34 protein-coding genes are annotated in these 21,267 nt (G+C 56.0%); 8 read left to right on the forward strand and 26 right to left on the reverse strand.

What is annotated here, in order from left to right:
• Positions 1–22 precede the first annotated feature (22 nt).
• The 9 genes from QQL78_RS13075 to QQL78_RS13115 all read right to left on the reverse strand — a co-directional run bounded on the left by QQL78_RS13075 (position 23) and on the right by QQL78_RS13115 (position 7,353).
• On the reverse strand, positions 23–1,336 hold the full coding sequence (locus QQL78_RS13075; protein WP_284374100.1) for a replication-associated recombination protein A: 1,314 nt from the start codon (positions 1,334–1,336) through the stop codon (positions 23–25).
• Between the two features lie 133 nt (positions 1,337–1,469).
• The gene (gene rplQ / locus QQL78_RS13080) at positions 1,470–1,886 is read right to left on the reverse strand and encodes a 50S ribosomal protein L17 (protein ID WP_284374102.1); all 417 of its coding nucleotides are present in this window, start codon (positions 1,884–1,886) and stop codon (positions 1,470–1,472) included.
• A 132-nt stretch (positions 1,887–2,018) separates the two neighbouring features.
• The gene (locus QQL78_RS13085) at positions 2,019–3,035 is read right to left on the reverse strand and encodes a DNA-directed RNA polymerase subunit alpha (protein ID WP_025045915.1); all 1,017 of its coding nucleotides are present in this window, start codon (positions 3,033–3,035) and stop codon (positions 2,019–2,021) included.
• 113 nt (positions 3,036–3,148) lie between these two features.
• Entirely contained in the window at positions 3,149–3,538 is a 390-nt protein-coding gene (rpsK, locus tag QQL78_RS13090; protein ID WP_025045916.1) for a 30S ribosomal protein S11, read from the reverse strand.
• 14 nt (positions 3,539–3,552) lie between these two features.
• The gene (gene rpsM / locus QQL78_RS13095; protein ID WP_025045917.1) at positions 3,553–3,921 is read right to left on the reverse strand and encodes a 30S ribosomal protein S13; all 369 of its coding nucleotides are present in this window, start codon (positions 3,919–3,921) and stop codon (positions 3,553–3,555) included.
• 265 nt (positions 3,922–4,186) lie between these two features.
• On the reverse strand, positions 4,187–4,831 hold the full coding sequence (locus tag QQL78_RS13100; protein WP_284374107.1) for an adenylate kinase: 645 nt from the start codon (positions 4,829–4,831) through the stop codon (positions 4,187–4,189).
• A complete protein-coding gene (gene secY, locus QQL78_RS13105) occupies positions 4,828–6,192 on the reverse strand; it encodes a preprotein translocase subunit SecY (RefSeq protein ID WP_284374108.1) in 1,365 nt (454 codons plus the stop codon). The genes QQL78_RS13100 and secY overlap by 4 nt, the downstream gene beginning before the upstream one ends.
• A 122-nt stretch (positions 6,193–6,314) precedes the next feature.
• Positions 6,315–6,797: a 50S ribosomal protein L15 gene (gene rplO, locus QQL78_RS13110; RefSeq protein WP_284374111.1), complete on the reverse strand. Its 483-nt coding sequence runs from the start codon at positions 6,795–6,797 to the stop codon at positions 6,315–6,317.
• Between the two features lie 121 nt (positions 6,798–6,918).
• Positions 6,919–7,353 carry an RrF2 family transcriptional regulator gene (locus QQL78_RS13115; RefSeq protein WP_284374113.1) on the reverse strand — a complete coding sequence of 145 codons (435 nt, stop codon included), beginning with the start codon at positions 7,351–7,353 and terminating at the stop codon, positions 6,919–6,921.
• A 76-nt stretch (positions 7,354–7,429) separates the two neighbouring features.
• Here QQL78_RS13115 and QQL78_RS13120 point away from each other — a divergent pair, with 76 nt between their 5' ends.
• Positions 7,430–7,588 (forward strand): hypothetical protein, encoded by a 159-nt coding sequence (locus QQL78_RS13120; protein ID WP_284374115.1) that lies wholly within the window; start codon positions 7,430–7,432, stop codon positions 7,586–7,588.
• Positions 7,588–8,010: a group III truncated hemoglobin gene (locus QQL78_RS13125; protein WP_284374116.1), complete on the forward strand. Its 423-nt coding sequence runs from the start codon at positions 7,588–7,590 to the stop codon at positions 8,008–8,010. The genes QQL78_RS13120 and QQL78_RS13125 overlap by 1 nt, the downstream gene beginning before the upstream one ends.
• A 70-nt stretch (positions 8,011–8,080) precedes the next feature.
• Here QQL78_RS13125 and rpmD read toward each other — a convergent pair whose 3' ends face one another.
• From rpmD to rpmC, 11 genes are all read right to left on the reverse strand, one after another.
• Positions 8,081–8,269, reverse strand: coding sequence for a 50S ribosomal protein L30 (gene rpmD / locus QQL78_RS13130; RefSeq protein ID WP_025045921.1), 189 nt, complete (start codon positions 8,267–8,269; stop codon positions 8,081–8,083).
• 3 nt (positions 8,270–8,272) lie between these two features.
• Positions 8,273–8,842, reverse strand: a complete 570-nt coding sequence (rpsE, locus tag QQL78_RS13135; protein WP_276150895.1) for a 30S ribosomal protein S5 — start codon at positions 8,840–8,842, stop codon at positions 8,273–8,275.
• A 166-nt stretch (positions 8,843–9,008) separates the two neighbouring features.
• Positions 9,009–9,368 (reverse strand): 50S ribosomal protein L18, encoded by a 360-nt coding sequence (rplR, locus tag QQL78_RS13140; protein WP_025045923.1) that lies wholly within the window; start codon positions 9,366–9,368, stop codon positions 9,009–9,011.
• Between the two features lie 11 nt (positions 9,369–9,379).
• Positions 9,380–9,913 (reverse strand): 50S ribosomal protein L6, encoded by a 534-nt coding sequence (gene rplF / locus QQL78_RS13145; protein WP_284374120.1) that lies wholly within the window; start codon positions 9,911–9,913, stop codon positions 9,380–9,382.
• Positions 9,914–9,923: 10 nt separating this feature from the next.
• Positions 9,924–10,316, reverse strand: coding sequence for a 30S ribosomal protein S8 (rpsH, locus tag QQL78_RS13150; protein ID WP_284374122.1), 393 nt, complete (start codon positions 10,314–10,316; stop codon positions 9,924–9,926).
• Positions 10,317–10,328: 12 nt separating this feature from the next.
• The gene (gene rpsN, locus QQL78_RS13155; RefSeq protein WP_025045926.1) at positions 10,329–10,634 is read right to left on the reverse strand and encodes a 30S ribosomal protein S14; all 306 of its coding nucleotides are present in this window, start codon (positions 10,632–10,634) and stop codon (positions 10,329–10,331) included.
• Between the two features lie 18 nt (positions 10,635–10,652).
• Positions 10,653–11,216: a 50S ribosomal protein L5 gene (rplE, locus tag QQL78_RS13160; protein WP_284374126.1), complete on the reverse strand. Its 564-nt coding sequence runs from the start codon at positions 11,214–11,216 to the stop codon at positions 10,653–10,655.
• Complete coding sequence (gene rplX / locus QQL78_RS13165; protein WP_025045928.1) at positions 11,209–11,520, reverse strand: 50S ribosomal protein L24; 312 nt, start codon at positions 11,518–11,520, stop codon at positions 11,209–11,211. Before rplX ends, rplE begins: the two co-directional genes overlap by 8 nt.
• The gene (rplN, locus tag QQL78_RS13170; protein WP_025045929.1) at positions 11,520–11,888 is read right to left on the reverse strand and encodes a 50S ribosomal protein L14; all 369 of its coding nucleotides are present in this window, start codon (positions 11,886–11,888) and stop codon (positions 11,520–11,522) included. Before rplN ends, rplX begins: the two co-directional genes overlap by 1 nt.
• 79 nt (positions 11,889–11,967) lie before the next feature.
• Entirely contained in the window at positions 11,968–12,198 is a 231-nt protein-coding gene (gene rpsQ / locus QQL78_RS13175) for a 30S ribosomal protein S17 (RefSeq protein ID WP_276150901.1), read from the reverse strand.
• A 3-nt stretch (positions 12,199–12,201) separates the two neighbouring features.
• Positions 12,202–12,411 (reverse strand): 50S ribosomal protein L29, encoded by a 210-nt coding sequence (gene rpmC, locus QQL78_RS13180; RefSeq protein WP_025045931.1) that lies wholly within the window; start codon positions 12,409–12,411, stop codon positions 12,202–12,204.
• 231 nt (positions 12,412–12,642) lie between these two features.
• Here rpmC and QQL78_RS13185 point away from each other — a divergent pair, with 231 nt between their 5' ends.
• From QQL78_RS13185 to QQL78_RS13200, 4 genes are all read left to right on the forward strand, one after another.
• Positions 12,643–13,395: an SDR family NAD(P)-dependent oxidoreductase gene (locus QQL78_RS13185; protein WP_284374141.1), complete on the forward strand. Its 753-nt coding sequence runs from the start codon at positions 12,643–12,645 to the stop codon at positions 13,393–13,395.
• A 3-nt stretch (positions 13,396–13,398) separates the two neighbouring features.
• Complete coding sequence (locus QQL78_RS13190) at positions 13,399–14,019, forward strand: TIGR02466 family protein (protein ID WP_284374143.1); 621 nt, start codon at positions 13,399–13,401, stop codon at positions 14,017–14,019.
• A gap of 67 nt (positions 14,020–14,086) precedes the next feature.
• Entirely contained in the window at positions 14,087–14,341 is a 255-nt protein-coding gene (locus tag QQL78_RS13195) for a type II toxin-antitoxin system CcdA family antitoxin (RefSeq protein ID WP_284374146.1), read from the forward strand.
• 78 nt (positions 14,342–14,419) lie between these two features.
• On the forward strand, positions 14,420–15,169 hold the full coding sequence (locus tag QQL78_RS13200; RefSeq protein ID WP_284374147.1) for a heparin lyase I family protein: 750 nt from the start codon (positions 14,420–14,422) through the stop codon (positions 15,167–15,169).
• A gap of 119 nt (positions 15,170–15,288) precedes the next feature.
• On the opposite strand, the gene rplP is transcribed toward QQL78_RS13200, so the two are convergent.
• The 6 genes from rplP to QQL78_RS13230 form a co-directional block, all read right to left on the reverse strand.
• Positions 15,289–15,702: a 50S ribosomal protein L16 gene (gene rplP, locus QQL78_RS13205; protein ID WP_276150907.1), complete on the reverse strand. Its 414-nt coding sequence runs from the start codon at positions 15,700–15,702 to the stop codon at positions 15,289–15,291.
• A gap of 11 nt (positions 15,703–15,713) precedes the next feature.
• On the reverse strand, positions 15,714–16,421 hold the full coding sequence (gene rpsC / locus QQL78_RS13210) for a 30S ribosomal protein S3 (RefSeq protein ID WP_284374150.1): 708 nt from the start codon (positions 16,419–16,421) through the stop codon (positions 15,714–15,716).
• Complete coding sequence (gene rplV / locus QQL78_RS13215; RefSeq protein ID WP_025045937.1) at positions 16,421–16,801, reverse strand: 50S ribosomal protein L22; 381 nt, start codon at positions 16,799–16,801, stop codon at positions 16,421–16,423. The genes rpsC and rplV overlap by 1 nt, the downstream gene beginning before the upstream one ends.
• A gap of 3 nt (positions 16,802–16,804) precedes the next feature.
• On the reverse strand, positions 16,805–17,083 hold the full coding sequence (gene rpsS / locus QQL78_RS13220) for a 30S ribosomal protein S19 (protein WP_025045938.1): 279 nt from the start codon (positions 17,081–17,083) through the stop codon (positions 16,805–16,807).
• Positions 17,084–17,086: 3 nt separating this feature from the next.
• A complete protein-coding gene (rplB, locus tag QQL78_RS13225) occupies positions 17,087–17,929 on the reverse strand; it encodes a 50S ribosomal protein L2 (protein WP_276150910.1) in 843 nt (280 codons plus the stop codon).
• Between the two features lie 256 nt (positions 17,930–18,185).
• Complete coding sequence (locus QQL78_RS13230) at positions 18,186–18,497, reverse strand: ETC complex I subunit (RefSeq protein WP_284375590.1); 312 nt, start codon at positions 18,495–18,497, stop codon at positions 18,186–18,188.
• Between the two features lie 141 nt (positions 18,498–18,638).
• Between QQL78_RS13230 and QQL78_RS13235 the strand changes: the two genes are divergently transcribed.
• Both QQL78_RS13235 and uvrB read left to right on the forward strand, forming a co-directional pair.
• Complete coding sequence (locus QQL78_RS13235; RefSeq protein WP_284374154.1) at positions 18,639–18,923, forward strand: antifreeze protein; 285 nt, start codon at positions 18,639–18,641, stop codon at positions 18,921–18,923.
• Positions 18,924–19,023: 100 nt separating this feature from the next.
• Positions 19,024–21,231, forward strand: a complete 2,208-nt coding sequence (gene uvrB, locus QQL78_RS13240; protein ID WP_284374156.1) for an excinuclease ABC subunit UvrB — start codon at positions 19,024–19,026, stop codon at positions 21,229–21,231.
• Positions 21,232–21,267: the final 36 nt, after the last annotated feature.

Below are 21,267 nucleotides of genomic sequence, written 5' to 3' on the forward strand. Positions count from 1 at the left end.
ATTTGTCAAGCTGGCTGGCGTTTCAGGCCTGATCTTCCCGCTTGGCCCGCAGTTTGGTGAAATACTCCAGCCGCTTTTTCAACTCGCGTTCAAACCCGCGCTCGACAGGCGCATAAAGCACCGGACGTTTCATGGTTTCGGGAAAATAGTCCTGCCCCGAAAACCCGTCTTCGGCATCATGATCATAAGCATAGCCCGCACCATACCCATGTTCTTTCATCATCTTGGTCGGAGCATTCAAAATATGCTTGGGCGGCAATTCCGAACCGGTCTGCTTGGCCGCCTTACGCGCGCCCTTATAGGCCACATAGGTCGCATTCGATTTCGGCGCGAGCGCCAGATAGGTCACCGCCTGCGCCAGCGCCAACTCCCCCTCGGGAGACCCCAGCCGCTCATAGGTTTCCCAAGACTGCAAACAAACCGCCTGCGCCTGCGGATCAGCCAATCCAATATCTTCCACCGCCATACGGGTGATCCGCCGCGCCAGAAACCGCGGGTCTTCGCCCCCCTCCAGCATCCTTGCAAACCAGTAAAGCGCCGCATCCGGGTCCGAGCCGCGCACCGATTTATGCAGGGCCGAGATCAGATTGTAATGCGAATCCCCGCCTTTGTCATATTGCGCCGCACGCCGCATCAACCGTTGGCCAAGCGCGGCGCTATCCAGCTTCTGATCGGTTTTCCACGCAGCCACCTGTTCGATCAGGTTCAACAAGGCCCGCCCGTCACCATCGGCCATTTCCAGCAGCGCCTCGCGTGCAGGGCCATCCAGCGGCAAGGCCTTGCCCAATTCCTGCTCTGCCCGCTGCGCCATCAGTTCCAGCTCGGCCAATGACAGGCGTTCCAACACCAGCACCTGTGCGCGACTCATCACAGCCGCGTTCAATTCGAAGCTGGGGTTCTCTGTCGTGGCCCCCACCAATAGGATTGTGCCATCCTCCATATGGGGCAGAAATCCGTCCTGCTGCGCCTTGTTGAAACGGTGAATCTCATCAACAAACAGCAATGTCCCCTGCCCGTTCTGCCGCCGCATCTTTGCCGCTTCGAACACTTTGCGCAGCTCCGGCACGCCAGAGAAAATTGCGCTGATCTGGACAAAATGCAGATCGGTTTCATCCGCCAGCAACCGGGCGATTGTGGTTTTGCCCACACCCGGCGGGCCCCAGAAAATCAACGATGACAAACTGCCCGACGCCAACATCACCGTCAGCGGTGCATCCGGCCCCAGCACCTTTTGCTGCCCGATCACCTCTGCAATCGACTTGGGGCGCATCCGGTCCGCCAAAGGACGCGGCGCGCTATCCGGCACCGCAGCACCGCTATCAAATAAATCAGCCATACCAAACATATGCGCGGCCCGTTTGCACAGCGCAACACCCCAGCTTCATCTTGCCAATAAACTCAAATCCGACATCCCAAACAAAAAGCCCCGCCAGAAGGCAGGGCTTTCCATCCGCAAAATGCGAAAATTCTTATTCTGCCGCTTCTTCCGCAGCGATACGTGCCTTGTCGCCCGCACCTTTTGCATCACGGTCACGGTCCACAAATTCGATGATCGCCATCGGTGCCATGTCGCCATAACGGAAACCGGCCTTCAATACGCGGACATAACCACCTTGGCGGTCCTTGTAGCGTGGGCCAAGCACTTCAAACAGTTTTGCAACGTATTTGTCTTCTTTCAGCTTGGATGCAGCCTGACGACGGGCGTGCAGATCGCCGCGTTTCGCCAATGTGATCATTTTCTCGATGATCGGGCGCAGTTCTTTTGCCTTGGGCAAAGTTGTTTTGATCTGCTCATGTTCGATGAGCGAGCCTGCCATGTTCGCCCAGAGCGCCTTGCGGTGCTCATGTGTGCGGTTAAGGCGGCGGTATCCACGTGCGTGACGCATGTTGTAGTCTCCTAAATGTGCCCTCTACGGGCGGTTTTACTTTGTCTGGCTGGCGTGCGTAGCGCCAACTCTCCTTGGGGCCCTTCGGCCCGGTCGTGGTGTAGGGCGGGGTTCACCCCGCCTTACGTAAACTTAAAAGTTGTCTTCGAACTTCTTGGCCAGATCTTCGATGTTGTCCGGTGGCCAGTCCTCGACGTCCATACCAAGGTGCAGCCCCATGCCTGACAACACTTCCTTGATCTCGTTCAAGGACTTGCGGCCAAAGTTCGGCGTGCGCAGCATTTCGGCTTCGGTCTTCTGGATCAGATCGCCAATATACACGATATTGTCGTTCTTCAGACAGTTTGCCGAACGCACAGACAGTTCCAACTCGTCCACTTTCTTCAGCAGCAGCGGGTTAAACTCCAGACCGTCATCCTCATCGGCGCGCGATGCAGATTCTGGCTCGTCAAAGTTCACAAAGATGCCCAGCTGATCCTGCAGGATACGAGCAGCAAAAGCCACAGCATCATCCGGCGTGATCGAACCGTCTGTTTCAACCTTCATGGTCAGCTTGTCATAATCCAGCACCTGACCTTCGCGGGTCGGCTGCACGTCATAAGAAACCTTCTTGACCGGTGAGTAGATTGCATCGATCGGGATCAAACCAATCGGCGCATCTTCCGGCTTGTTCTTCTCGGCAGAGACATAGCCCTTGCCGGTGTTTACGGTCAGCTCCATGTACACATCCGCACCATCATCAAGGTGGCAGATCACGTGGTCACGGTTCAAAATCTCAATGCCCGCAGACTCGGAAATATCGCCAGCCGTCACAACGCCAGGACCTTTTGCCGAGATCGACAGACGCTTTGGCCCTTCGACTTCCATGCGGATCGAAACGCCTTTGAGGTTCAAAATGATGTCGGTAACGTCTTCACGCACACCGGCAACCGAAGAAAACTCGTGCAAAACATTGTCAATTTGTACGGATGTGATCGCAGCACCCTGCAGTGACGACATCAGAACGCGACGCAGCGCGTTGCCCATGGTCAAACCAAAGCCGCGCTCAAGCGGTTCTGCCATCACAGTGGCCTGACGCGCAGGGTCATTGCCCGGCTTGACGTCCAGCTGTGCGGGTTTGATCAATTCAGCCCAGTTTTTGTGGATCATATGTCCCTCCATCCTTGTATCTGCCGCATGTCCGATCAGCAGTTACGCTCGAGGTTTCAAAAAAGCGGTATGGGGCCTGCATGAAACACGCAGACCCCGTCATCTTGTGTCGCTTAAACGCGGCGGCGTTTTGGCGGACGACAGCCGTTGTGGGCCATCGGGGTCACGTCACGAATGGACGTGATGTTGAAACCTGCAGCGGCCAGCGCGCGCAGCGCTGATTCACGGCCGGAACCGGGGCCCTGGACTTCAACTTCCAGCGTCTTAACACCGTGCTCTTGCGCCTTGCGGCCTACATCTTCTGCAGCCATCTGCGCCGCATAAGGCGTAGATTTACGAGAGCCTTTAAAACCCATTGTACCGGCAGAGGACCATGCAATTGCATTGCCCTGAACGTCGGAAATCAGGATCTTTGTGTTGTTGAACGAAGAGTTCACATGCGCCACACCTGCGGCGATATTTTTGGAGACCTTACGCTTGGTCTTGCGTGCATCGCGTGCCATCTAATCAGTCTCCCTTATTTCTTCTTACCGGCAATGGCCTTTGCGGGGCCTTTGCGGGTGCGAGCGTTTGTGTGTGTGCGCTGACCGCGAACCGGCAGGTTCCGGCGGTGACGCAGGCCACGGTAGCAACCAAGGTCCATCAGACGCTTGATGTTCATCTGCGTGTCACGACGCAGGTCACCTTCGACGGTGTAGTTTTCGTCGATGTGCTCGCGGATTTTCAGGATTTCAGCGTCGGACAATTCGTTGATACGGCGCGAACGCTCGATGCCAACAGATTCGCAGATGGCTTCTGCGGAAGAGTTACCGATACCGGTGATATATGTGAGGGCGATTGGAACCCGCTTTGCAGTCGGGAGGTTTACGCCGGCAATACGTGCCACGTGTGCAATTCCTTTTCGTTGCGGGTCCGTGGTACCAGACCCTTTTTTCACAACATAAGCCCGAGGCGATTACGGCCATCGGGCTAAAGCTGATCAGGTGATCATGCGAACGGGTGCGACCCAATCCGCAAATTGATTCTCTTTCGAGATAGCGCTGACTATTTGGTTTTCGAAAGGGCGTCAACCCAAGGGCGTAACACCTGTGTCATGGGGCGATTTCTTACAAGAAATCAGGCCGGACCTTTGCAAAAGTCCGGCACTCGCCTTATCCGTCGAGGATCGCTGCCAGTGATGCTTGCACCACCTTGATGTCAGCCAATCCATCAACCCGCTTGAGCAGATCATGGGCATAGTAATACCCCAGCAAAGGCGAGGTTTTTTTGTAGTATTCCATCAACCGTGTGCGCAGGGACTCTTCGTTGTCGTCAGCACGACGTTTGAAGTCTGACGCACCACAGTTAGAACATTTGCCATCCGCCGGCTGCGGTTTGGTCTCATCATGATAGACTTCACCACAGGCACCACAGGTCGAACGTCCTGCGATCCGTGCCACCAGTGCCTCATCGCGCACCCGCAGTTCGATGACGGCATCAAGGCTTTTGCCCTCTTCCTTCATCAAATCATTCAGCGCAGTCGCCTGCGTCAATGTGCGTGGGAAACCATCAAAAATAAATCCGCCACCTGCATCACCCTGAAGTTTTTCACGGATCAACCCGATGACGATCTCGTCGGTAACCAACTCGCCACGGGCCATGACTTCGGCAACTTTCTTGCCCATCTCTGTGCCACTGTCCTTGGCCTCGCGCAGCATGTCGCCGGTGCTAAGCTGCACCATGTTGCGTGTCTCAACCAAATGACGTGCTTGCGTGCCTTTGCCCGCGCCTGGGGGTCCAAGCAGAATAATATTCATCGACGTAACGGGCTCCGTTTTTTGCGTGGACCTTTACCTTTACCGCGCAGGTTGGATTTTTCAAGCAGACCTTCGTATTGGTGCGCGAGGAGATGGCTCTGAACCTGTTGAATTGTATCCATTGTTACCGAGACAACAATCAACACGGATGTCCCACCGAAATAGAACGGAATGGCGAATTGCCCGCGCAGGATTTCCGGGAAAACACAGACCAGCGCCAGATAACCAGACCCAAGAACAAGCAGGCGGTTCACAACATATTCCAGATATTCCGCAGTCTTTTTGCCCGGGCGGATACCTGGCACAAAACCGTTCTGGTTTTTCAGATTGTCGGCAACATCGTCCGGCTTAAAGCTGACGTTGAAAGTGTAGAAATAGGTGAAGAACACAATCATCGCGACAAAGAACAACAGATACAGTGGCTGTCCGGGACCAAAGTTTGCCAGCAGAACCGACATGACCGGACCTGTGGAATTACCCGAAAACGTGCTGATGGTGATCGGCAGCAACAGCAGGGAAGAGGCAAAGATTGCGGGGATAACACCGGCGGGGTTTACCTTGACCGGCAGGTGGCTGGAGCCGCCATCGTACATTTTCATACCAACCTGACGGCGGGGATATTGAATGTGGATCTTGCGCAGAGCACGCTCCATGAACACCACAAACATGATCGTCAGCACCACCATCAGCAGCACACCCACAATCACCGCCGGGCTGATCGCGCCGGAACGGCCAGAGGCAAAGAACTGTGCAATCGCGGCAGGAACTTCGGCGATGATGCCGACAAAGATGATCAGCGAAATACCGTTGCCGATACCGCGTGCGGTGATCTGCTCACCCAGCCACATCAGGAACATGGTGCCGCCCACCAGTGTGATCATACAGGCAATGCGGAAATAAAGGCCCGGATCAGCGGCAATATCGCCCGCCTCCAAAGACACGGCCAGACCGTAAGACTGCAAAATCGCCAGCGTGACAGTACCATAGCGCGTATACTGGTTTAGCTTCTTGCGCCCCTGCTCACCTTCTTTCTTCAGCTGCTCCCAAGGGCCATACATTGACCCCAGAAGCTGCACGATGATCGAGGCCGAGATATAGGGCATGATACCAAGCGCAAAGATCCCCATCCGCCCCAGCGCGCCGCCGGTGAACATGCTGACCATGCCGCCGATGCCCTGACCGGCCTGATCCATAAAGTCACGCAATGCGCCACCGTCGATGCCCGGAACGGGAATAAACGTGCCCAAGCGATAGACAATCAACAAACCCAGCGTAAACAGGATGCGGTTTCGAAGGTCCGTGGCCTTGCCCAACGCAGCCCAGCTGGTGTTGGCGGCCATGTTCTCGACGGCTGATACCATTTTGCGATCTCTTTTCGTGGTTATGCAAACGCCGCCCGGCTGTTTTCCAGCGGGCGGCGTTTGGGAAAACTTAGGTGAGTATGTAAGCGGGACATCGCCCGCTCACAAGCCTTAAGGCCGCGTTACTCTGCCGCTGCTTCAGCTTTTGCAGGCAAGGTCACCTTACCGCCGGCTTTTTCAACAGCTTCAACAGCAGATTTTGACGCGCCTGCAACATGCAGATCCAGCTTCGCGGAAATCTCGCCTTTGGCCAGCAAACGAATGCCGTCCAGCTCGCGACGGACAAGACCGGAAGCGATCAGCGCAGCCGCATCAATCGGCTTTTTCGCGTCAAGCTTCTTGGCATCGACGAATTTCTGGATCAGGCCCAGGTTCACAACAGCATAGGACTTGCGGTTTGGCTTGTTAAAGCCACGCTTTGGCAGGCGCTGGAACAGGGGCATCTGGCCACCTTCGTAACCATTGATCGCCACACCTGAACGGGACTTCTGACCTTTGATACCACGGCCACCCATTTTACCGGTGCCGGAACCCGGACCACGGCCAACGCGCTTGCGCTTCTTGGTTGCACCCGGGTTGTCAGAAAGTTCATTCAACTTAAACATTGTCGCTTCTCCTTTTGCCGGAAATGCCCCCCAGCGACGGGAAGTGGGCAGACGCGGCGTTACAAATAAGATGGCCGGAATCAGGGCCACTGGGCGCGTATAGAGGGGGTTTCGGCTCTGATCAAGAGGGCTCTGGCAGCAGCCGCGCAAGCGCCCGCTGCTGTTTGGTAATATCAGCAAGGCTATACCCATCCAGAACCGCAAAGAATGCTTCCTGCGCTTCCTTCAACGGGCTGCGTAACCCGCAGGCGGGCATAATCAGGCAGGAGCCGCTTTCAGCAAAGCACTCCGCAACAGGTGGCTGCGACTTTATCCGCCGCAAAAGCGCGCCCACCGAAATTTCCGCCGCAGGAATAGCAAGGCTAAGCCCCCCTGCCCGCCCCCTTTGCGACACCACATAACCTTCGCGCACAAGGGCAGTGGCAATTTTTGCAACATGGTTTTCCGAAATCCCGAAAACACCCGCAATTTCGCGCGCGGAAGCCCGCTGCGGGCTGCGTACTGCCAGCACCATCATGACCCGAAGGGCGTAATCGGAGAACTTATCAATCTGCATTTTATTATTGGTATTTCATTTGCGCATTAAAGGGGGTATATATTCCGCATCTTATTTACGCATTAAGGAGTCCCTGATGCAACAGCTTGCTGATTTACTTTTTTGGCCGGGCAATGCGATCTGTCGGAAACTGGGCATTGATCCAAACGGTGACGCCGGTCTCTTGCGATGGCTGTTGAACTCTTTGATCTACCTCATCATTTCCCTGATCATCCTGTGGAACGTCGTCGTCTGATGCGCCATGTTAACAACGCCCCGCCGAACCAGAATGAAATTCGTAAAGTTGTGAAAGAATTTTACGCCCTCACCCGGACGCACCCGGAACTGGGGCCCGTTTTTGCAGAACATGTCACCGACTGGGACAATCACGAAGAAAAGATCATTGATTTCTGGTGTGGCGCATTGCTGCGGCAGCCGGGATATTCTGGAAACCCGATGCAGAAACACCTTGCCGCAGGGAATGTCCTGCCCGACCATTTTCCGATCTGGCTGAACCTGTTTGATTCCGTTCTGACAAGGCACCTGTCGCAGGAAAAGGCTGTCTACTGGTCCACTCTGGCACATCGTATCGGCAAAAGCCTGAGTTTTGGGTTGGAGTATGCCGAACGCAAGACCACCTCAATCCCGCCTAATCTCTCGTCGTTTTCGACCTTATGATAGCCACCAAAACGAAAAACCCCGGTCATAAGAACCGGGGTTTTCCAAATCTAATGCTGTGAAGCGGGCCTTAGCCTTTTTCTTCGACAATCTCGACCATGTGGCTGATCTTGTTGATCATGCCGCGCACAGAAGGGGTGTCTTCCAGCTCGCGTGTGCGGTGCATCTTGTTCAGGCCCAGACCAACAAGCGTGGCCTTCTGTTTTGCGGGGCGACGGATCGGCGAACCGATCTGTTTGATGACAATAGTCTTAGCCATGGTTTAGGCCTCCTCGGTTGCTGGCGCTGGCGCGTCAGTCTTGGGCAGGATGTCAGCAACTTTCTTGCCGCGACGCTGTGCAACGGAGCGCGGGGAAGATTCCTTACGCAGACCGTCCATGGTGGCGCGGATCATGTTGTACGGGTTTTGCGAACCGATGGATTTGGACACAACGTCCTTCACACCCAGCATTTCGAAAACGGCACGCATTGGACCACCGGCGATGATACCGGTACCTTCTGGTGCTGTGCGCATAACCACTTTACCGGCGCCGTGACGGCCTTCCATATCGTGGTGCAGCGTGCGGCCTTCGCGCAGCTGAACGCGGATCATCTGGCGCTTGGCCTGCTCGGTGGCCTTGCGGATCGCCTCGGGCACCTCTTTGGCTTTACCTTTGCCAAAACCCACACGACCTTTTTGGTCACCGACAACAACGAGTGCCGCAAAACCAAAGCGCTTACCGCCTTTAACAGTCTTGGACACACGGTTGATCGCGACAAGGCGATCCTGGAATTCTGGAGTTTCATCGCGGTTGTTGCGGCGGTTGCCCCCGCGGTTGTCATCTCTGGCCATTGTGGCCTCCTTGTTTGCGGGCGTGTGCCCTATTGGTTCAATCCTGGTGGGCCTTGCCCCCGGATCATCGAGAGGGCCGGCGTGGCCCTCTTCGCTTTGTTCAATTGGCGGGACATGTCCCACCCTACCGATAAAATGCGGGGCGGGGTTCAGCCCGCCACCAGCATCAAATCTTCAGTCCGCCTTCGCGGGCCGCTTCGGCCAATGCTTTTACCTTGCCGTGGAACAGGAAACCGCCACGGTCAAAATATGCTTCCTCAACACCGGCTTTCTTGGCGCGCTCGGCAATAACCGTGCCCACTTTGGTGGCCGCTTCGAGGTTGTTCTTGCCAACAAAACCAAGGTCTTTTTCGAGCGTCGATGCGGAGGCGACTGTTACGCCGTTCACGTCGTCGATCAACTGAACCATGATGTTCTTGTTTGAACGGTGCACGGAGAGGCGCATACGGCCCCGGTTCGCGCGGCGAAGTTTGTTCCGAACGCGCATGCGGCGTTTGATGAACAGTTGTCTTTTGCTGTTTGCCATCTGTGCGTTCCTTACTTCTTCTTGCCTTCTTTGCGGAAGACGAATTCACCCTTATAGCGGATGCCTTTGCCCTTATAGGGCTCGGGCTTGCGCCATGCGCGGATGTTCGCAGCGACTTGACCAACAAGCTGTTCGTCAATGCCTTCCACAACGATTTCTGTCTGCTTGGGCGCAGTTACAGTAACACCTTCCGGTGGCGTGTAATCTACGTCATGCGACAGGCCGAGGTTCAATTTCAGAACGTTGCCAGTCATCGCAGCACGATAACCAACACCCTGAATTTCAAGCTCTTTCTTGAAGCCGGTGGTCACACCGGTGACCAGGTTCGCGACCATTGTGCGGCTCATGCCCCACTGCTGGCGCGCGCGCTTGGACTTGCCACGTGGGATCACGGAAACCGCGCCATCCTCAACTTTCAGGTCAACATCATCTGTTGCCTTGAAAGAGCGGACACCCTTGGGGCCTTTTACTTCGATAGACTGACCGGACACGGTGGCTGTTACGCCATCGGGCAGATCAACCGCTTTTTTACCAATACGAGACATCTTGCACTCCTTAGAATACGGTGCAGAGCACTTCGCCGCCAATATTGGCAGAGCGTGCATTTGCATCCGACATCACACCCTGGGAGGTGGAGACAATCGACACACCCAGACCCTGACGGACCTGCGGGATGTCATTTGAGCCCATGTAAACGCGGCGACCGGGTTTAGAGACCCGCTTCAACTCGCGAATAACAGGTTCGCCTTCGTAATACTTGAGGCTGATTTCAATGGCAGGGTGGCCGTCGGCGCCTGTCATTTTTTCATAGCCGCGAATGTAGCCTTCGTCGGCCAGCACATCCAGAACCCATGCACGCAGCTTGGAAGCTGGTGTCATGACTGTGGATTTGCCGCGCATCTGGCTGTTGCGGATGCGTGTCAGCATATCTGCGATAGGATCGTTCATCTGATGCGCTCCTTACCAGCTCGACTTGACCATGCCGGGGATCTGGCCGGAAGAGCCGAGATCACGCAGCGCGATACGCGAGATTTTCAGTTTACGATAGTAAGCGTGCGGACGGCCGGTCAGCTGGCAACGGTTGTGCAAACGCACAGCCGAAGAGTTGCGCGGCAGTTTCGCCAGCTTCAGGGAGGCGCGGAAACGCTCTTCCATCGGCTTTTCTTGGTCGCTTACGATTGCTTTCAATTCGGCACGCTTTGCGGCGTACTTCTTGACCAATGCTTCACGCTTTTTCTCGCGTGCGATCATGGATTTCTTAGCCATATCTAATCCTTCCCGCGCTTACTGAGCGAACGGCATGTTGAACGCTGTCAACAATGCTTTTGCTTCTGCGTCGGTTTTCGCCGTTGTGGCGATGACGATGTCCATACCCCAGTTTTCGTCGATTTTATCAAAATCGATTTCCGGGAACACGAGGTGCTCTTTGAGACCCATGGCATAGTTGCCACGACCATCAAAGGATTTGCCAGAGATGCCGCGGAAGTCGCGGATACGAGGCATTGCAACTGTGATCAGACGATCCATGAATTCATACATACGTGCGCCACGCAGGGTCACTTTCGCGCCCATTGGCATTTCTTCACGTACGCGGAAACCCGCGATCGACTTCTTGGCGATAGTCGTCATAGCTTTCTGGCCGGCGATCAGCGTCAGGTCTTCCTGCGCGGATTTGGCTTTCTTGCTGTCACGCACGGCGGCTGCACCACAACCGATGTTCAACACGACTTTATCAAGGCGCGGGATCATCATGTCGTTTTTATAGCCGAACTCTTCTTTCATCTTGGCGCGGATTTCATCGCGATAGACGGTCAGAAGGCGGGGTGTATAGGCTGCAGTATCAAGCATCAATCACGTCCCCCGTGGTTTTTGCGAAACGGACTTTCTTGTCCCCTTCAATTTTGAACCCTACGCGTGTTGCTTTGCCGTTGGCGTCAACAAGTGCGAGGTTGGACAGGTCGATTGGCATCGCCTTGGGGATGCGACCGCCCTGGTTTTCCTGAGACTGGCGCGTGGCGCGGATAGAGATGTTGATCCCTTCCACAACGGCCTTGCCGGATTTCGGATCAACAGACGTGATATCGCCTGTCTTGCCCTTGTCCTTGCCAGCCAACACGATGACCTTGTCACCTTTGCGAAGTTTAGCAGCCATTACAGCACCTCCGGCGCAAGCGAGATGATTTTCATGAAGTTCTTGCCGCGCAGTTCGCGCACAACTGGTCCAAAGATACGTGTACCTACGGGCTCGTTGTTGTTGTTCAGGATAACGGCGGCGTTACGGTCAAAACGGATGGCTGTGCCATCGTCGCGACGTACTTCTTTGGCGGTGCGAACAACGACGGCCTTACGGACGTCGCCCTTTTTCACACGACCGCGAGGGATGGCTTCCTTGACCGACACGACAATAATGTCGCCGACGGATGCGTATTTACGCTTGGAACCACCCAGGACCTTGATGCACTGAACACGGCGCGCGCCGCTGTTGTCAGCAACATCCAGGTTGGTCTGCATCTGGATCATTTGGTTTCTCCCGACCTATGGGGGGCCGATGCGTGGCCTTCTCCCCCAGGGTTTCGATTAACGGTCAGCGATACTGCGGTTACGCAGTGATCACTTCCCAACGTTTCGTTTTCGATTTTGGCGGACATTCGATGATGCGGACGGAATCCCCAACTTTGAATGTGTTGTTCTCATCGTGGGCCCGGTATTTTTTGGACTTACGGATGGTCTTCTTCAGAACCGGATGGGTAAAGCGACGCTCTACGGATACGGTGACTGTCTGGGCGTTGGCATCCGATGTTACGGTGCCTGTCAGGATACGCTTGGGCATTCGTTAGGCTCCTTCGGTTGCTGCTGCGGCAGCTTTTTGGTTCAACACTGTGTGGACACGGGCCACATCACGCTTGACCGTACGCAGACGCGCAGGGTTTTCCAGCTGGCCAGTGGCTTGCTGGAAACGCAGGTTGAAAGCTTCTTTTTTCAGGTTCACAAGCTCGTCGCGGAGCTGGTCCGGCGTCTTGTCGTGCAGTTCTTTGGCAATCATGTGCCATCTCCTTTCAACATCACCAGCAGGCCGCACATGCGTCACCCCGATTCTGGTGGAGTCTGTTCCGAAGTGCGCCGTATAGGAGGGAAAGGCATAGGGCGCAACCCCTTTGCCACAGGAGTTTTGTGACAGTGCCCCGCATGGCGGCAGTTTGCCGGAAACTCTGCCTCGTCACGGGCCGGACACTGCGCTAAACGGGAGTGAAAGCCAACCACCGGAGGTTCATCCATGTCTGAAAAAGTCGCCCTTGTCACCGGTGCCGCACGCGGTATCGGCCTTGCCACCACAAAATTGTTCATCGATGACGGCTGGCGGGTGGCCATGGTGGATCGGGATGGGGATGAACTAGCCCTTGCGGCCAAAGGCATCAACGGGGCCAGCCCCTTTGTGCATGATGTGTCTCAACCCGACGATGTGGATGCGATGGTCGAGGCGGTTCAGTCCAGCTTTGGCCGGATCGACGCGGTGGTCAACAACGCAGGTGTTGCGGATTTCGGCCCTATCGAGGAAACCGATTTCGCCCGTTGGCGCCGGGTGATGGAAACCAACCTTGATGGCGTCTTCCTTGTGTCTCAGGCGGCAATCCCTGCCCTGAAAGAAACCAAGGGGGCCATGGTCAACATCGCCTCTATCTCTGGTCTGCGCGCCTCTACCCTGCGGGTCGCCTATGGCACCTCCAAGGCCGCCGTGATCCAGCTGACCAAGCAGCAGGCCGCCGAGCTGGGCGAATACGGCATCCGCGCCAATTGCGTCTGCCCCGGCCCGGTGCGCACCAAGCTGGCCATGGCGGTTCACAGTCAAGACATCATCGACGCCTATCACGACGCAATCCCGCTGAACCGCTATGGATCAGAGCGCGAGATTGCCGAAGTCATCACCTTCCTTTGTTCCGACAAAGCCAGCTATGTCACCGGACAGGTCATCGCAGCAGATGGCGGGTTTGACAGCACCGGCGTCGGCCTGCCCGCATTACGGAGTTAACCCATGAGCAACATCAAATCCCTCTTTGCCACCCGCCTCTATCACGCCCAGCTGGCCGAGCGCGGCAAACCGATCAATCCCGACGAACTCGAAGCGTCCTGCATCGCCATCGCCAATGACGATGAGGCCGGACAGGACTGGTGCGAGGAAAACGGCTATGCTGGCTATACCTCCTATGCGTCCCTCGACGATCTGCCTTACCGCTTTCCGATCTTCAAGGATTTGAAAAAGGTTCTGGATAAGCATGTCAAAACCTTTGCCAAGGATCTGGCCTTTGACCTTGGCGAGCGGAAGCTGAAACTCGACAGCCTGTGGATCAACATCCTGCCCGAAGGCGGCATTCACACGGCCCACATCCATCCCCATTCGGTGATTTCCGGCACGACCTATGTGACCATGCCCGAAGGCGCGAGCGCGATCAAATTCGAGGACCCGCGTCTGGCGATGATGATGGCCTCACCAGGGCGGGTGAAGGATGCGCCGGAGGAGTTGCGGCAGTTCATCTATGTGGCACCCGAGGTGGGGGATGTGCTGTTGTGGGAAAGCTGGCTGCGCCATGAGGTGCCGATGAATATGGTAGAGGAGGATCGGGTGTCGGTGAGTTTTAATTATGGATGGGGGTGAGGCTGGCCGAAACTTGACCGAACCCGTCATACGGTATATTTTTGCGGTATAAATTGGGCCCTGCCAAATGACCACGGCCATCAAGCGCAAAACCTCCCATACTTTGAACGCCAGTACATTGGACGCCGCGCACGAGTTCGGGGTGAATGTCTCCGCAGTGGCAGACAAGGCGCTTGAACAGGCTGTTGCCACTGCCCGCCATCAGAAATGGCTAGAGGAAAACGCCGATGCCTTCACAGCACAAGCGGAATGGCATCAGAACAACGACCATCCGCTTGCTGACATCATGATGAGTCCGGCCGGAGAGCCGTGGAAAGCCTGACGCGCTTTGATATTGCTGCCTATGGCGATGTGTTGATCGGTGGGGTTTGAGGTCGCGAATAGAATGAGAATAGATGCGATGGGAAATCTACTTTTGACTGGAGCGCTATGTCTGGTCCTCATGGCAATTGCAAATGCCTCTGGCGCTCAAAATAAGTCTTACAGCGACACAGACTGGAACACTCAGTTTTTCGATAATTGCGGGCTGCCAAGCCGAACCTCTATCGAACGTGTCAAAATGGATGGCGATCGCAAGCTACGGTTCACGTTGCACCCCGGTGATATCGGGAGATGCAGCACTGATAAAAACGCACGTCATAGCGCGTCCTATTGGGAGCGCGCTGAACTAGCGCAAAAAGAGCGACGCGGGGTTGGACGCCGTTACAAGATTACATCTGAGGTTATTTTTCAGAGCGGATTCACAGGCGAACGAGAAGCCTTCTTTCAAATCCACGGGTGGGCCGAAGACTGTCAACACGCCTATCCTCCAGTGATGATGAAATTCACCAACGGAAAAATGCGCGTTGAGACCCTGCGTGGTGTCTCGAACACCAGTTCTGGACGCCATCGCAATGCGCTCAAGAAAAACATTAAGATTAGTTCGCTTTACGGCAGACCGATCTCGCTTGAATTGGATTTTGACACAACAACCCTCCCCGGACGATTATCCGTATCGTTGAATGGACACCAAATCGTCTCAGATACCAGTGTTCAGTATGCTTCTTGTGCCGAACCCTACGTTAAATTCGGGATCTATCGCCCTGGAGGTAAGGGGTCCGAAACATCAGTTGTTATTTTTGACGATCTCCGAATAGAGCAGTTGAAATAGTAGAGCCCCCACTGATCACTCAGCGGGGGCTCTCAAACTCACCGGTGTCGGAACGGGCATCCCCAAGAGGATACCCTGCCTCCGGCGCGCCAGACCCTGCCTAGGCAGGGTCGACGGGATTACCAGTCTTCGCGTACCACGACCCGTGTCTTGATTGGCAGCTTCATCGCTGCCAGACGCAGGGCTTCGCGTGCGATATCGTCGTTCACGCCGTCGATTTCGAACATCACGCGGCCGGGTTTGACCTTGCATGCCCAAAAGTCCACGGAACCTTTACCTTTACCCATCCGTACTTCGACAGGCTTGGAGGTAACAGGCACATCTGGAAAAATACGGATCCAGACACGGCCCTGACGTTTCATGTGACGCGTCATGGCACGACGTGCAGCTTCGATCTGACGTGCGGTGACCCGCTCGGGCTCCAAGGCTTTCAGACCATAGGTGCCAAAGTTCAGGTCAGACCCGCCCTTCGCCAGACCTTTGATCGAGCCTTTGAACTGTTTGCGGAATTTCGTCCGTTTTGGCTGTAGCATTTATCTACTCCTTAACGCCGGCCGCCTGCACCGCGAGGTGCTGGGCCGTCTTGAAGTTCCTGTAACTTACGATCATGCGCGGAAGGATCATGTTCCATGATCTCGCCTTTGAAGATCCACGTCTTGATGCCGATGATGCCATAGGCAGTGGAGGCTTCAACGTGGGCATAATCGATGTCGGCGCGCAATGTGTGCAATGGGACACGACCCTCGCGATACCATTCGGTACGCGCGATTTCTGCACCACCCAGACGGCCGGCAAGGTTACAACGGATGCCCAAGGCACCCATACGCATGGCGTTCTGAACCGCACGCTTCATGGCGCGACGGAAAGACACCCGGCGCTCCAGCTGCTGTGCAATGCTTTCGCCAACAAGGGCCGCGTCCAGCTCTGGCTTGCGCACTTCAACGATGTTGAGGTGAACTTCAGAGGCAGTCAGGTTCGCCAGCTTCTTGCGCAGACCTTCGATGTCCGCACCTTTTTTGCCGATGATCACACCCGGACGTGCAGTGTGGATTGTCACACGGCATTTCTTGTGAGGGCGCTCAATGATCACACGGGCCACACCGGCCTGATGACACTCTTTCTTGATGAAAGCACGGATCGCCAGATCTTCCAGCAGCAGATCACCATAGTCCTTGGTGTCGGCATACCAGCGGCTGTCCCAGGTACGGTTGACCTGCAAACGCATGCCGATCGGGTTTACTTTGTTACCCATTATGCTTGCTCCTCAACTTGACGCACGACGATGGTGACTTCGGCAAACGGCTTCATGATCTTGCCGAAACGGCCACGCGCACGTGGACGACCACGCTTGAGTGTCATGTTTTTACCGACATAGGCCTCAGAGACGATCAGCTCGTCCACATCAAGGTTGTGGTTGTTCTCGGCATTGGCGATTGCGGACTGAAGGCACTTCTTCACATCCTGCGCGATACGCTTCTTCGAGAAAGTCAGGTCGGTCAACGCCCGCTCGACTTTCTTGCCGCGGATCAGGCCAGCAACGAGGTTCAGTTTCTGCGGCGACGTTTTCAGCATGCGCAGTTTTGCACGTGCTTCATTGTCTGCCACGCGGCGGGGATTTTTATCCTTGCTCATGGCTTATTTCCGCTTCGCTTTTTTGTCTGCTGCGTGACCGTAATAGGTACGAGTTGGGGAATATTCACCGAACTTCTGACCAATCATGTCTTCAGAGACGTTTACTGGGATATGTTTGCGGCCGTTGTAGACACCAAATGTCAGACCAACAAACTGAGGCAAGATGGTGGAGCGGCGCGACCAGATCTTGATCACTTCGTTCCGACCGCTCTCGCGTGTCGCTTCGGCCTTCTTGAGGACATACGCGTCAACAAAAGGGCCTTTCCATACTGAACGAGACATAAATTAGCGTCCCTTCTTCTTGGCGTGGCGCGATCTGATGATCAGATTGCTAGACGCTTTTTTCTTGTTCCGGGTTTTTGCACCCTTAGTCGGCTTGCCCCAAGGCGTAACCGGATGACGACCACCAGAGGTCCGGCCTTCACCACCACCGTGCGGGTGGTCGATCGGGTTCATCACGACACCACGTACAGAAGGACGGATGCCCTTGTGACGCATGCGGCCCGCTTTACCGTAGTTCTGGTTGGAGTTGTCGGGGTTGGACACGGCACCAACGGTGGCCATGCATTCCTGACGCACCAGACGCAGTTCGCCCGAAGACAAACGGATCTGAGCATATCCACCATCACGACCAACGAACTGGGCGTATGTACCGGCGGCACGGGCGATCTGACCGCCTTTACCTGGCTTCATTTCGATGTTGTGGATGATTGTACCGATGGGCATGCCGCTGAATGGCATTGCGTTACCGGGCTTGATGTCGGCCTTGGCCGATGCAATCACCTTGTCGCCAACTGCCAGACGCTGAGGGGCAAGGATATAGGCTTGCTCGCCATCTTCGTACTGGATCAGGGCAATAAATGCTGTCCGGTTCGGGTCATATTCGATCCGTGCTACAACCGCGGACATGTCCAGCTTGTTGCGCTTGAAATCGACGATACGGTAGAGGCGCTTTGCACCACCACCTTTGCGACGCATTGTGATCCGTCCGGTGTTGTTCCGTCCGCCATTCTTGGTCAAACCCTCTGTGAGGGCCTTGACCGGGCGGCCTTTCCAAAGCTCCGAACGGTCGATCAGTACCAGCCCACGCTGGCCCGGCGTCGTCGGTTTGTACGACTTGAGTGCCATGTTGTCTGTCTTCCGTTTAGCTGTGCGGCAGAGCTGCCCATTATCAGGGCGGTATCTACCGATGGTTATAGGGCCCCGAAGGTCCCCGATGGATGTGGCGCGGCGGGAAAAGCCCCGCGTTACCGGTTTGCCTTAAGGCGGGACTGGTCCTGCCATGCGACAAAAGACAAGCCCCAGACGAATCTGGGGCCATGCCGATGGGGTCGTTTAGGTGTTGACGCCGATGGGGTCAAGGGGGGTGTTCCCCTCAATATCCTCAGTGCGTCCAGGCCCCGCGCCGTCCAGTGGCGAAATTCTCGCCGTAACCGCCGGGACGGATGTTCGGTTTGCGCTTGTTGGGCTCTTTCACCTGCGCGTCAATGCCATGTTCGCGGGCGTATTCAACCGCGGCATCCTTGGTCTCGAATTGCAGCTTAACCTGCGATTGCGTGTCCGAGGAAGATGTCCACCCCATCAGGGGATCAACCGCACGGGCCTCGCTGGGGGCGAACTCCAGCACCCAGTGGTTGGTCTTGGCGGTGCCTGACGACATTGCCGTCCGGGCAGGTTGATAGATGCGTGCGCGCATATTGGCCTCGTTGGTTTTGCTGGAGGTCTTATCGGGCATCTGCCCCCTCAAAGCAAGAGTATGCGACCAAGGTCCCTAACGCGCCGCTTGCCTTTGCTGCAACGCAGCACTAGCGTCCTTCTACCAGCATGGAGTTGCCAGATGTTTCCCAGTGATTTGTTTTCCCTACAGCTTAAGATGACCACATTGATGGCTGAAACCCAGACGGTCATGGCCCTGCGCCTGTTGGGGATGAGCGGGGCGATCCCCGCAAAGAAGGGCGAAAACGAACGTATGATCGATGAGAAAGGCCCGGCAATGGCCAAGGCTTACGCGGCGGCAACCAAGGCCATGATGGAAGGACGCAGACCCGATCAGATCATGTCCGCCGCTATGGCCCCGGTCAGCAAACGTGTCACCTCAAACCGCAAACGCTTGATGAAGTAGCGCCCCTGCTGTCAGTTTCTGGCAGTAAAGCGGGCATACGGGCTTGAACCACCGGCGAAAAAGGTCACCTTGTGGGCAACAGTTTGCAGGACCTTGCCCGATGCCCTATGCCCATAACGACAGCTCTGAAACCTTGCCGATGATGGCCGCGCCTGCCCCGGATGTGCGCAACCGTGACAAGCTTGAAGGCGGCAAAGCCTTTGTTCTGCATACCGAATTCGAACCTGCTGGCGATCAACCCACCGCGATCAAGGAACTAAGCCAAGGCGTGCGCGATGGCGACCGCGATCAGGTGCTGCTGGGCGCAACCGGCACCGGCAAAACCTTCACCATTGCCAAGGTGATTGAGGAAACCCAGCGCCCCGCGATCATCCTTGCGCCGAACAAGACATTGGCCGCGCAGCTGTACGGGGAGTTCAAAGGGTTCTTCCCTGACAATGCGGTGGAGTATTTTGTCAGTTTCTATGATTATTATCAGCCTGAGGCCTATGTCGCCCGCTCTGACACCTTCATCGAAAAAGAATCACAGATCAACGAACAGATCGACCGCATGCGCCACTCTGCCACCCGCGCGCTGCTGGAACGGGACGATGTGATCATCGTCGCCTCGGTCTCTTGTATCTACGGTATCGGGTCGGTCGAAACCTACGGCGCGATGACCCAGGACCTCAAAACCGGCGGCACCTATGATCAGCGGCAGGTGATCGCGGATCTGGTCGCACAACAATACAAACGCAACGATGCCGCCTTTGTGCGCGGCTCTTTCCGGGTGCGCGGCGACAGCCTTGAGATCTTTCCCGCCCACCTTGATGATCGCGCATGGCGGCTGTCCTTCTTTGGTGAAGAACTGGAAAGCATCACAGAGTTTGACCCGCTAACCGGCGAAAAGACCGATACATTCGAACAGATCAGGGTCTATGCCAACAGCCACTATGTGACGCCGAAGCCCGCCATGTCGCAGGCGCTGGTCGGCATCAAGAAAGAACTGCGTATGCGGCTCGATCAACTGGTCGCAGATGGTAAGCTGCTAGAGGCACAGCGACTTGAGCAGCGCACGAACTTTGACCTTGAGATGCTGGAAGCCACCGGCGTCTGCAACGGCATCGAAAACTATTCCCGTTATCTGACGGGCCGCGCCCCCGGCGAGCCGCCCCCCACCCTGTTTGAATTCATCCCCGACAATGCGATTGTCTTTGCGGATGAATCCCACGTGTCGGTGCCGCAAATCGGCGGCATGTACAAAGGCGACTACCGGCGCAAGTTCACCTTGGCCGAACACGGCTTCCGCCTGCCCTCCTGTATGGACAACCGCCCGCTCAAGTTCGAGGAATGGGACGCCATGCGCCCGCAGTCAGTGTTCGTTTCCGCCACCCCCGCCGCCTGGGAGATCGAGCAATCCGGCGGTGTCTTTACCGAACAGATCATTCGCCCCACCGGCCTGATCGATCCGCAGATCGAAATCCGTCCCGTTGAAATGCAGGTTGATGATCTGCTGGATGAGGTGCGCAAGGTCGCCGCTGACGGCTATCGCACCCTTTGTACAACGCTGACCAAACGCATGGCCGAAGACCTGACAGAATACATGCACGAACAGGGCATTCGCGTCCGCTATATGCACAGCGATATCGACACCATCGAACGGATCGAAATCCTGCGCGATCTGCGCCTTGGGGCCTTTGACGTATTGATCGGGATCAACCTGCTGCGCGAGGGGCTCGACATTCCCGAATGCGGGCTGGTTGCCATTCTCGATGCGGACAAGGAAGGTTTCCTGCGCTCGGAAACCTCGCTGATCCAGACCATCGGCCGCGCCGCGCGCAACGCAGAAGGCCGGGTGATCATGTATGCCGACCGCATCACCGGCTCAATGGAACGCGCCATTGGTGAGACCGAACGCCGCCGCGCCAAGCAAGAAGCCTATAACCTGGAACACGGCATCACACCGACCACCGTGAAAAAGAACGTCGAGGATATTCTGGCGGGCCTTTACAAGGGCGATGTGGACATGAACCGCGTCACCACCACGATCGACAAAAATCTGGCCGGTTCCAACATGCAGGCGGTATTGGAAGGGCTGCGCAGTGACATGCGCAAGGCCGCCGAAAATCTGGAATTCGAAGAAGCCGCGCGTCTGCGCGACGAGGTCAAGCGGTTGGAAGCGGTGGATCTGGCAATTGCCGATGACCCGATGGCGCGGCAATACGCCGTGGAAAAGGCGGTGGACGACGCCAAGAAAGCCTCAGGTCGTTCCTCTATGGGCCGTGGCGGTATGCGGGGCGGGGTAAAGCGACGGCGGGGGCGCTCTTAACCACGTCCCCCAGAGCATTGATCACGCTTGATGGCG

This window comes from Sulfitobacter pacificus, assembly GCF_030159975.1.
Lineage (GTDB): Bacteria > Pseudomonadota > Alphaproteobacteria > Rhodobacterales > Rhodobacteraceae > Sulfitobacter > Sulfitobacter pacificus.

Bases quoted from the DNA above. Each gene is read 5' to 3' on its own strand.
- QQL78_RS13190 (WP_284374143.1), top strand. From the start codon at position 13,399: ATGAGCAACATCAAATCCCTCTTTGCCACCCGCCTCTATCACGCCCAG.
- rpsC (WP_284374150.1), bottom strand. From the start codon at position 16,421: ATGGGTAACAAAGTAAACCCGATCGGCATGCGTTTGCAGGTCAACCGT.
- QQL78_RS13235 (WP_284374154.1), top strand. From the start codon at position 18,639: ATGTTTCCCAGTGATTTGTTTTCCCTACAGCTTAAGATGACCACATTG.
- rplN (WP_025045929.1), bottom strand. From the start codon at position 11,888: ATGATCCAGATGCAGACCAACCTGGATGTTGCTGACAACAGCGGCGCG.
- rpmC (WP_025045931.1), bottom strand. From the start codon at position 12,411: ATGATTGCCAAAGAACTGCACGACAAGACGCCGGACCAGCTCCGCGAC.
- rplQ (WP_284374102.1), bottom strand. From the start codon at position 1,886: ATGCGTCACGCACGTGGATACCGCCGCCTTAACCGCACACATGAGCAC.
- rplF (WP_284374120.1), bottom strand. From the start codon at position 9,913: ATGTCTCGTATTGGTAAAAAAGCGGTTGATCTGCCCGATGGCGTAACA.
- rpsS (WP_025045938.1), bottom strand. From the start codon at position 17,083: ATGTCTCGTTCAGTATGGAAAGGCCCTTTTGTTGACGCGTATGTCCTC.
- QQL78_RS13200 (WP_284374147.1), top strand. From the start codon at position 14,420: ATGGGAAATCTACTTTTGACTGGAGCGCTATGTCTGGTCCTCATGGCA.
- QQL78_RS13100 (WP_284374107.1), bottom strand. From the start codon at position 4,831: ATGAATATTATTCTGCTTGGACCCCCAGGCGCGGGCAAAGGCACGCAA.
- rplB (WP_276150910.1), bottom strand. From the start codon at position 17,929: ATGGCACTCAAGTCGTACAAACCGACGACGCCGGGCCAGCGTGGGCTG.
- QQL78_RS13085 (WP_025045915.1), bottom strand. From the start codon at position 3,035: ATGATCCACAAAAACTGGGCTGAATTGATCAAACCCGCACAGCTGGAC.
- rplX (WP_025045928.1), bottom strand. From the start codon at position 11,520: ATGGCTGCTAAACTTCGCAAAGGTGACAAGGTCATCGTGTTGGCTGGC.
- uvrB (WP_284374156.1), top strand. From the start codon at position 19,024: ATGCCCTATGCCCATAACGACAGCTCTGAAACCTTGCCGATGATGGCC.
- rpsE (WP_276150895.1), bottom strand. From the start codon at position 8,842: ATGGCCAGAGATGACAACCGCGGGGGCAACCGCCGCAACAACCGCGAT.
- QQL78_RS13120 (WP_284374115.1), top strand. From the start codon at position 7,430: ATGCAACAGCTTGCTGATTTACTTTTTTGGCCGGGCAATGCGATCTGT.
- QQL78_RS13075 (WP_284374100.1), bottom strand. From the start codon at position 1,336: ATGGCTGATTTATTTGATAGCGGTGCTGCGGTGCCGGATAGCGCGCCG.
- rpmD (WP_025045921.1), bottom strand. From the start codon at position 8,269: ATGGCTAAGACTATTGTCATCAAACAGATCGGTTCGCCGATCCGTCGC.
- rpsN (WP_025045926.1), bottom strand. From the start codon at position 10,634: ATGGCTAAGAAATCCATGATCGCACGCGAGAAAAAGCGTGAAGCATTG.
- QQL78_RS13115 (WP_284374113.1), bottom strand. From the start codon at position 7,353: ATGCAGATTGATAAGTTCTCCGATTACGCCCTTCGGGTCATGATGGTG.
- secY (WP_284374108.1), bottom strand. From the start codon at position 6,192: ATGGTATCAGCCGTCGAGAACATGGCCGCCAACACCAGCTGGGCTGCG.
- QQL78_RS13195 (WP_284374146.1), top strand. From the start codon at position 14,087: ATGACCACGGCCATCAAGCGCAAAACCTCCCATACTTTGAACGCCAGT.
- rplR (WP_025045923.1), bottom strand. From the start codon at position 9,368: ATGGCAAACAGCAAAAGACAACTGTTCATCAAACGCCGCATGCGCGTT.
- rplO (WP_284374111.1), bottom strand. From the start codon at position 6,797: ATGTTTAAGTTGAATGAACTTTCTGACAACCCGGGTGCAACCAAGAAG.
- rplE (WP_284374126.1), bottom strand. From the start codon at position 11,216: ATGCTTGATACTGCAGCCTATACACCCCGCCTTCTGACCGTCTATCGC.
- rpsK (WP_025045916.1), bottom strand. From the start codon at position 3,538: ATGGCACGCGATGCACGCAAGACCAAGCGTAAGGTCTCCAAAAATATC.
- QQL78_RS13185 (WP_284374141.1), top strand. From the start codon at position 12,643: ATGTCTGAAAAAGTCGCCCTTGTCACCGGTGCCGCACGCGGTATCGGC.
- rpsQ (WP_276150901.1), bottom strand. From the start codon at position 12,198: ATGCCCAAGCGTATCCTGACAGGCACCGTAACATCGGATGCCAACGCC.
- rplP (WP_276150907.1), bottom strand. From the start codon at position 15,702: ATGCTACAGCCAAAACGGACGAAATTCCGCAAACAGTTCAAAGGCTCG.
- QQL78_RS13125 (WP_284374116.1), top strand. From the start codon at position 7,588: ATGCGCCATGTTAACAACGCCCCGCCGAACCAGAATGAAATTCGTAAA.
- QQL78_RS13230 (WP_284375590.1), bottom strand. From the start codon at position 18,497: ATGCGCGCACGCATCTATCAACCTGCCCGGACGGCAATGTCGTCAGGC.
- rplV (WP_025045937.1), bottom strand. From the start codon at position 16,801: ATGAGCAAGGATAAAAATCCCCGCCGCGTGGCAGACAATGAAGCACGT.
- rpsH (WP_284374122.1), bottom strand. From the start codon at position 10,316: ATGAACGATCCTATCGCAGATATGCTGACACGCATCCGCAACAGCCAG.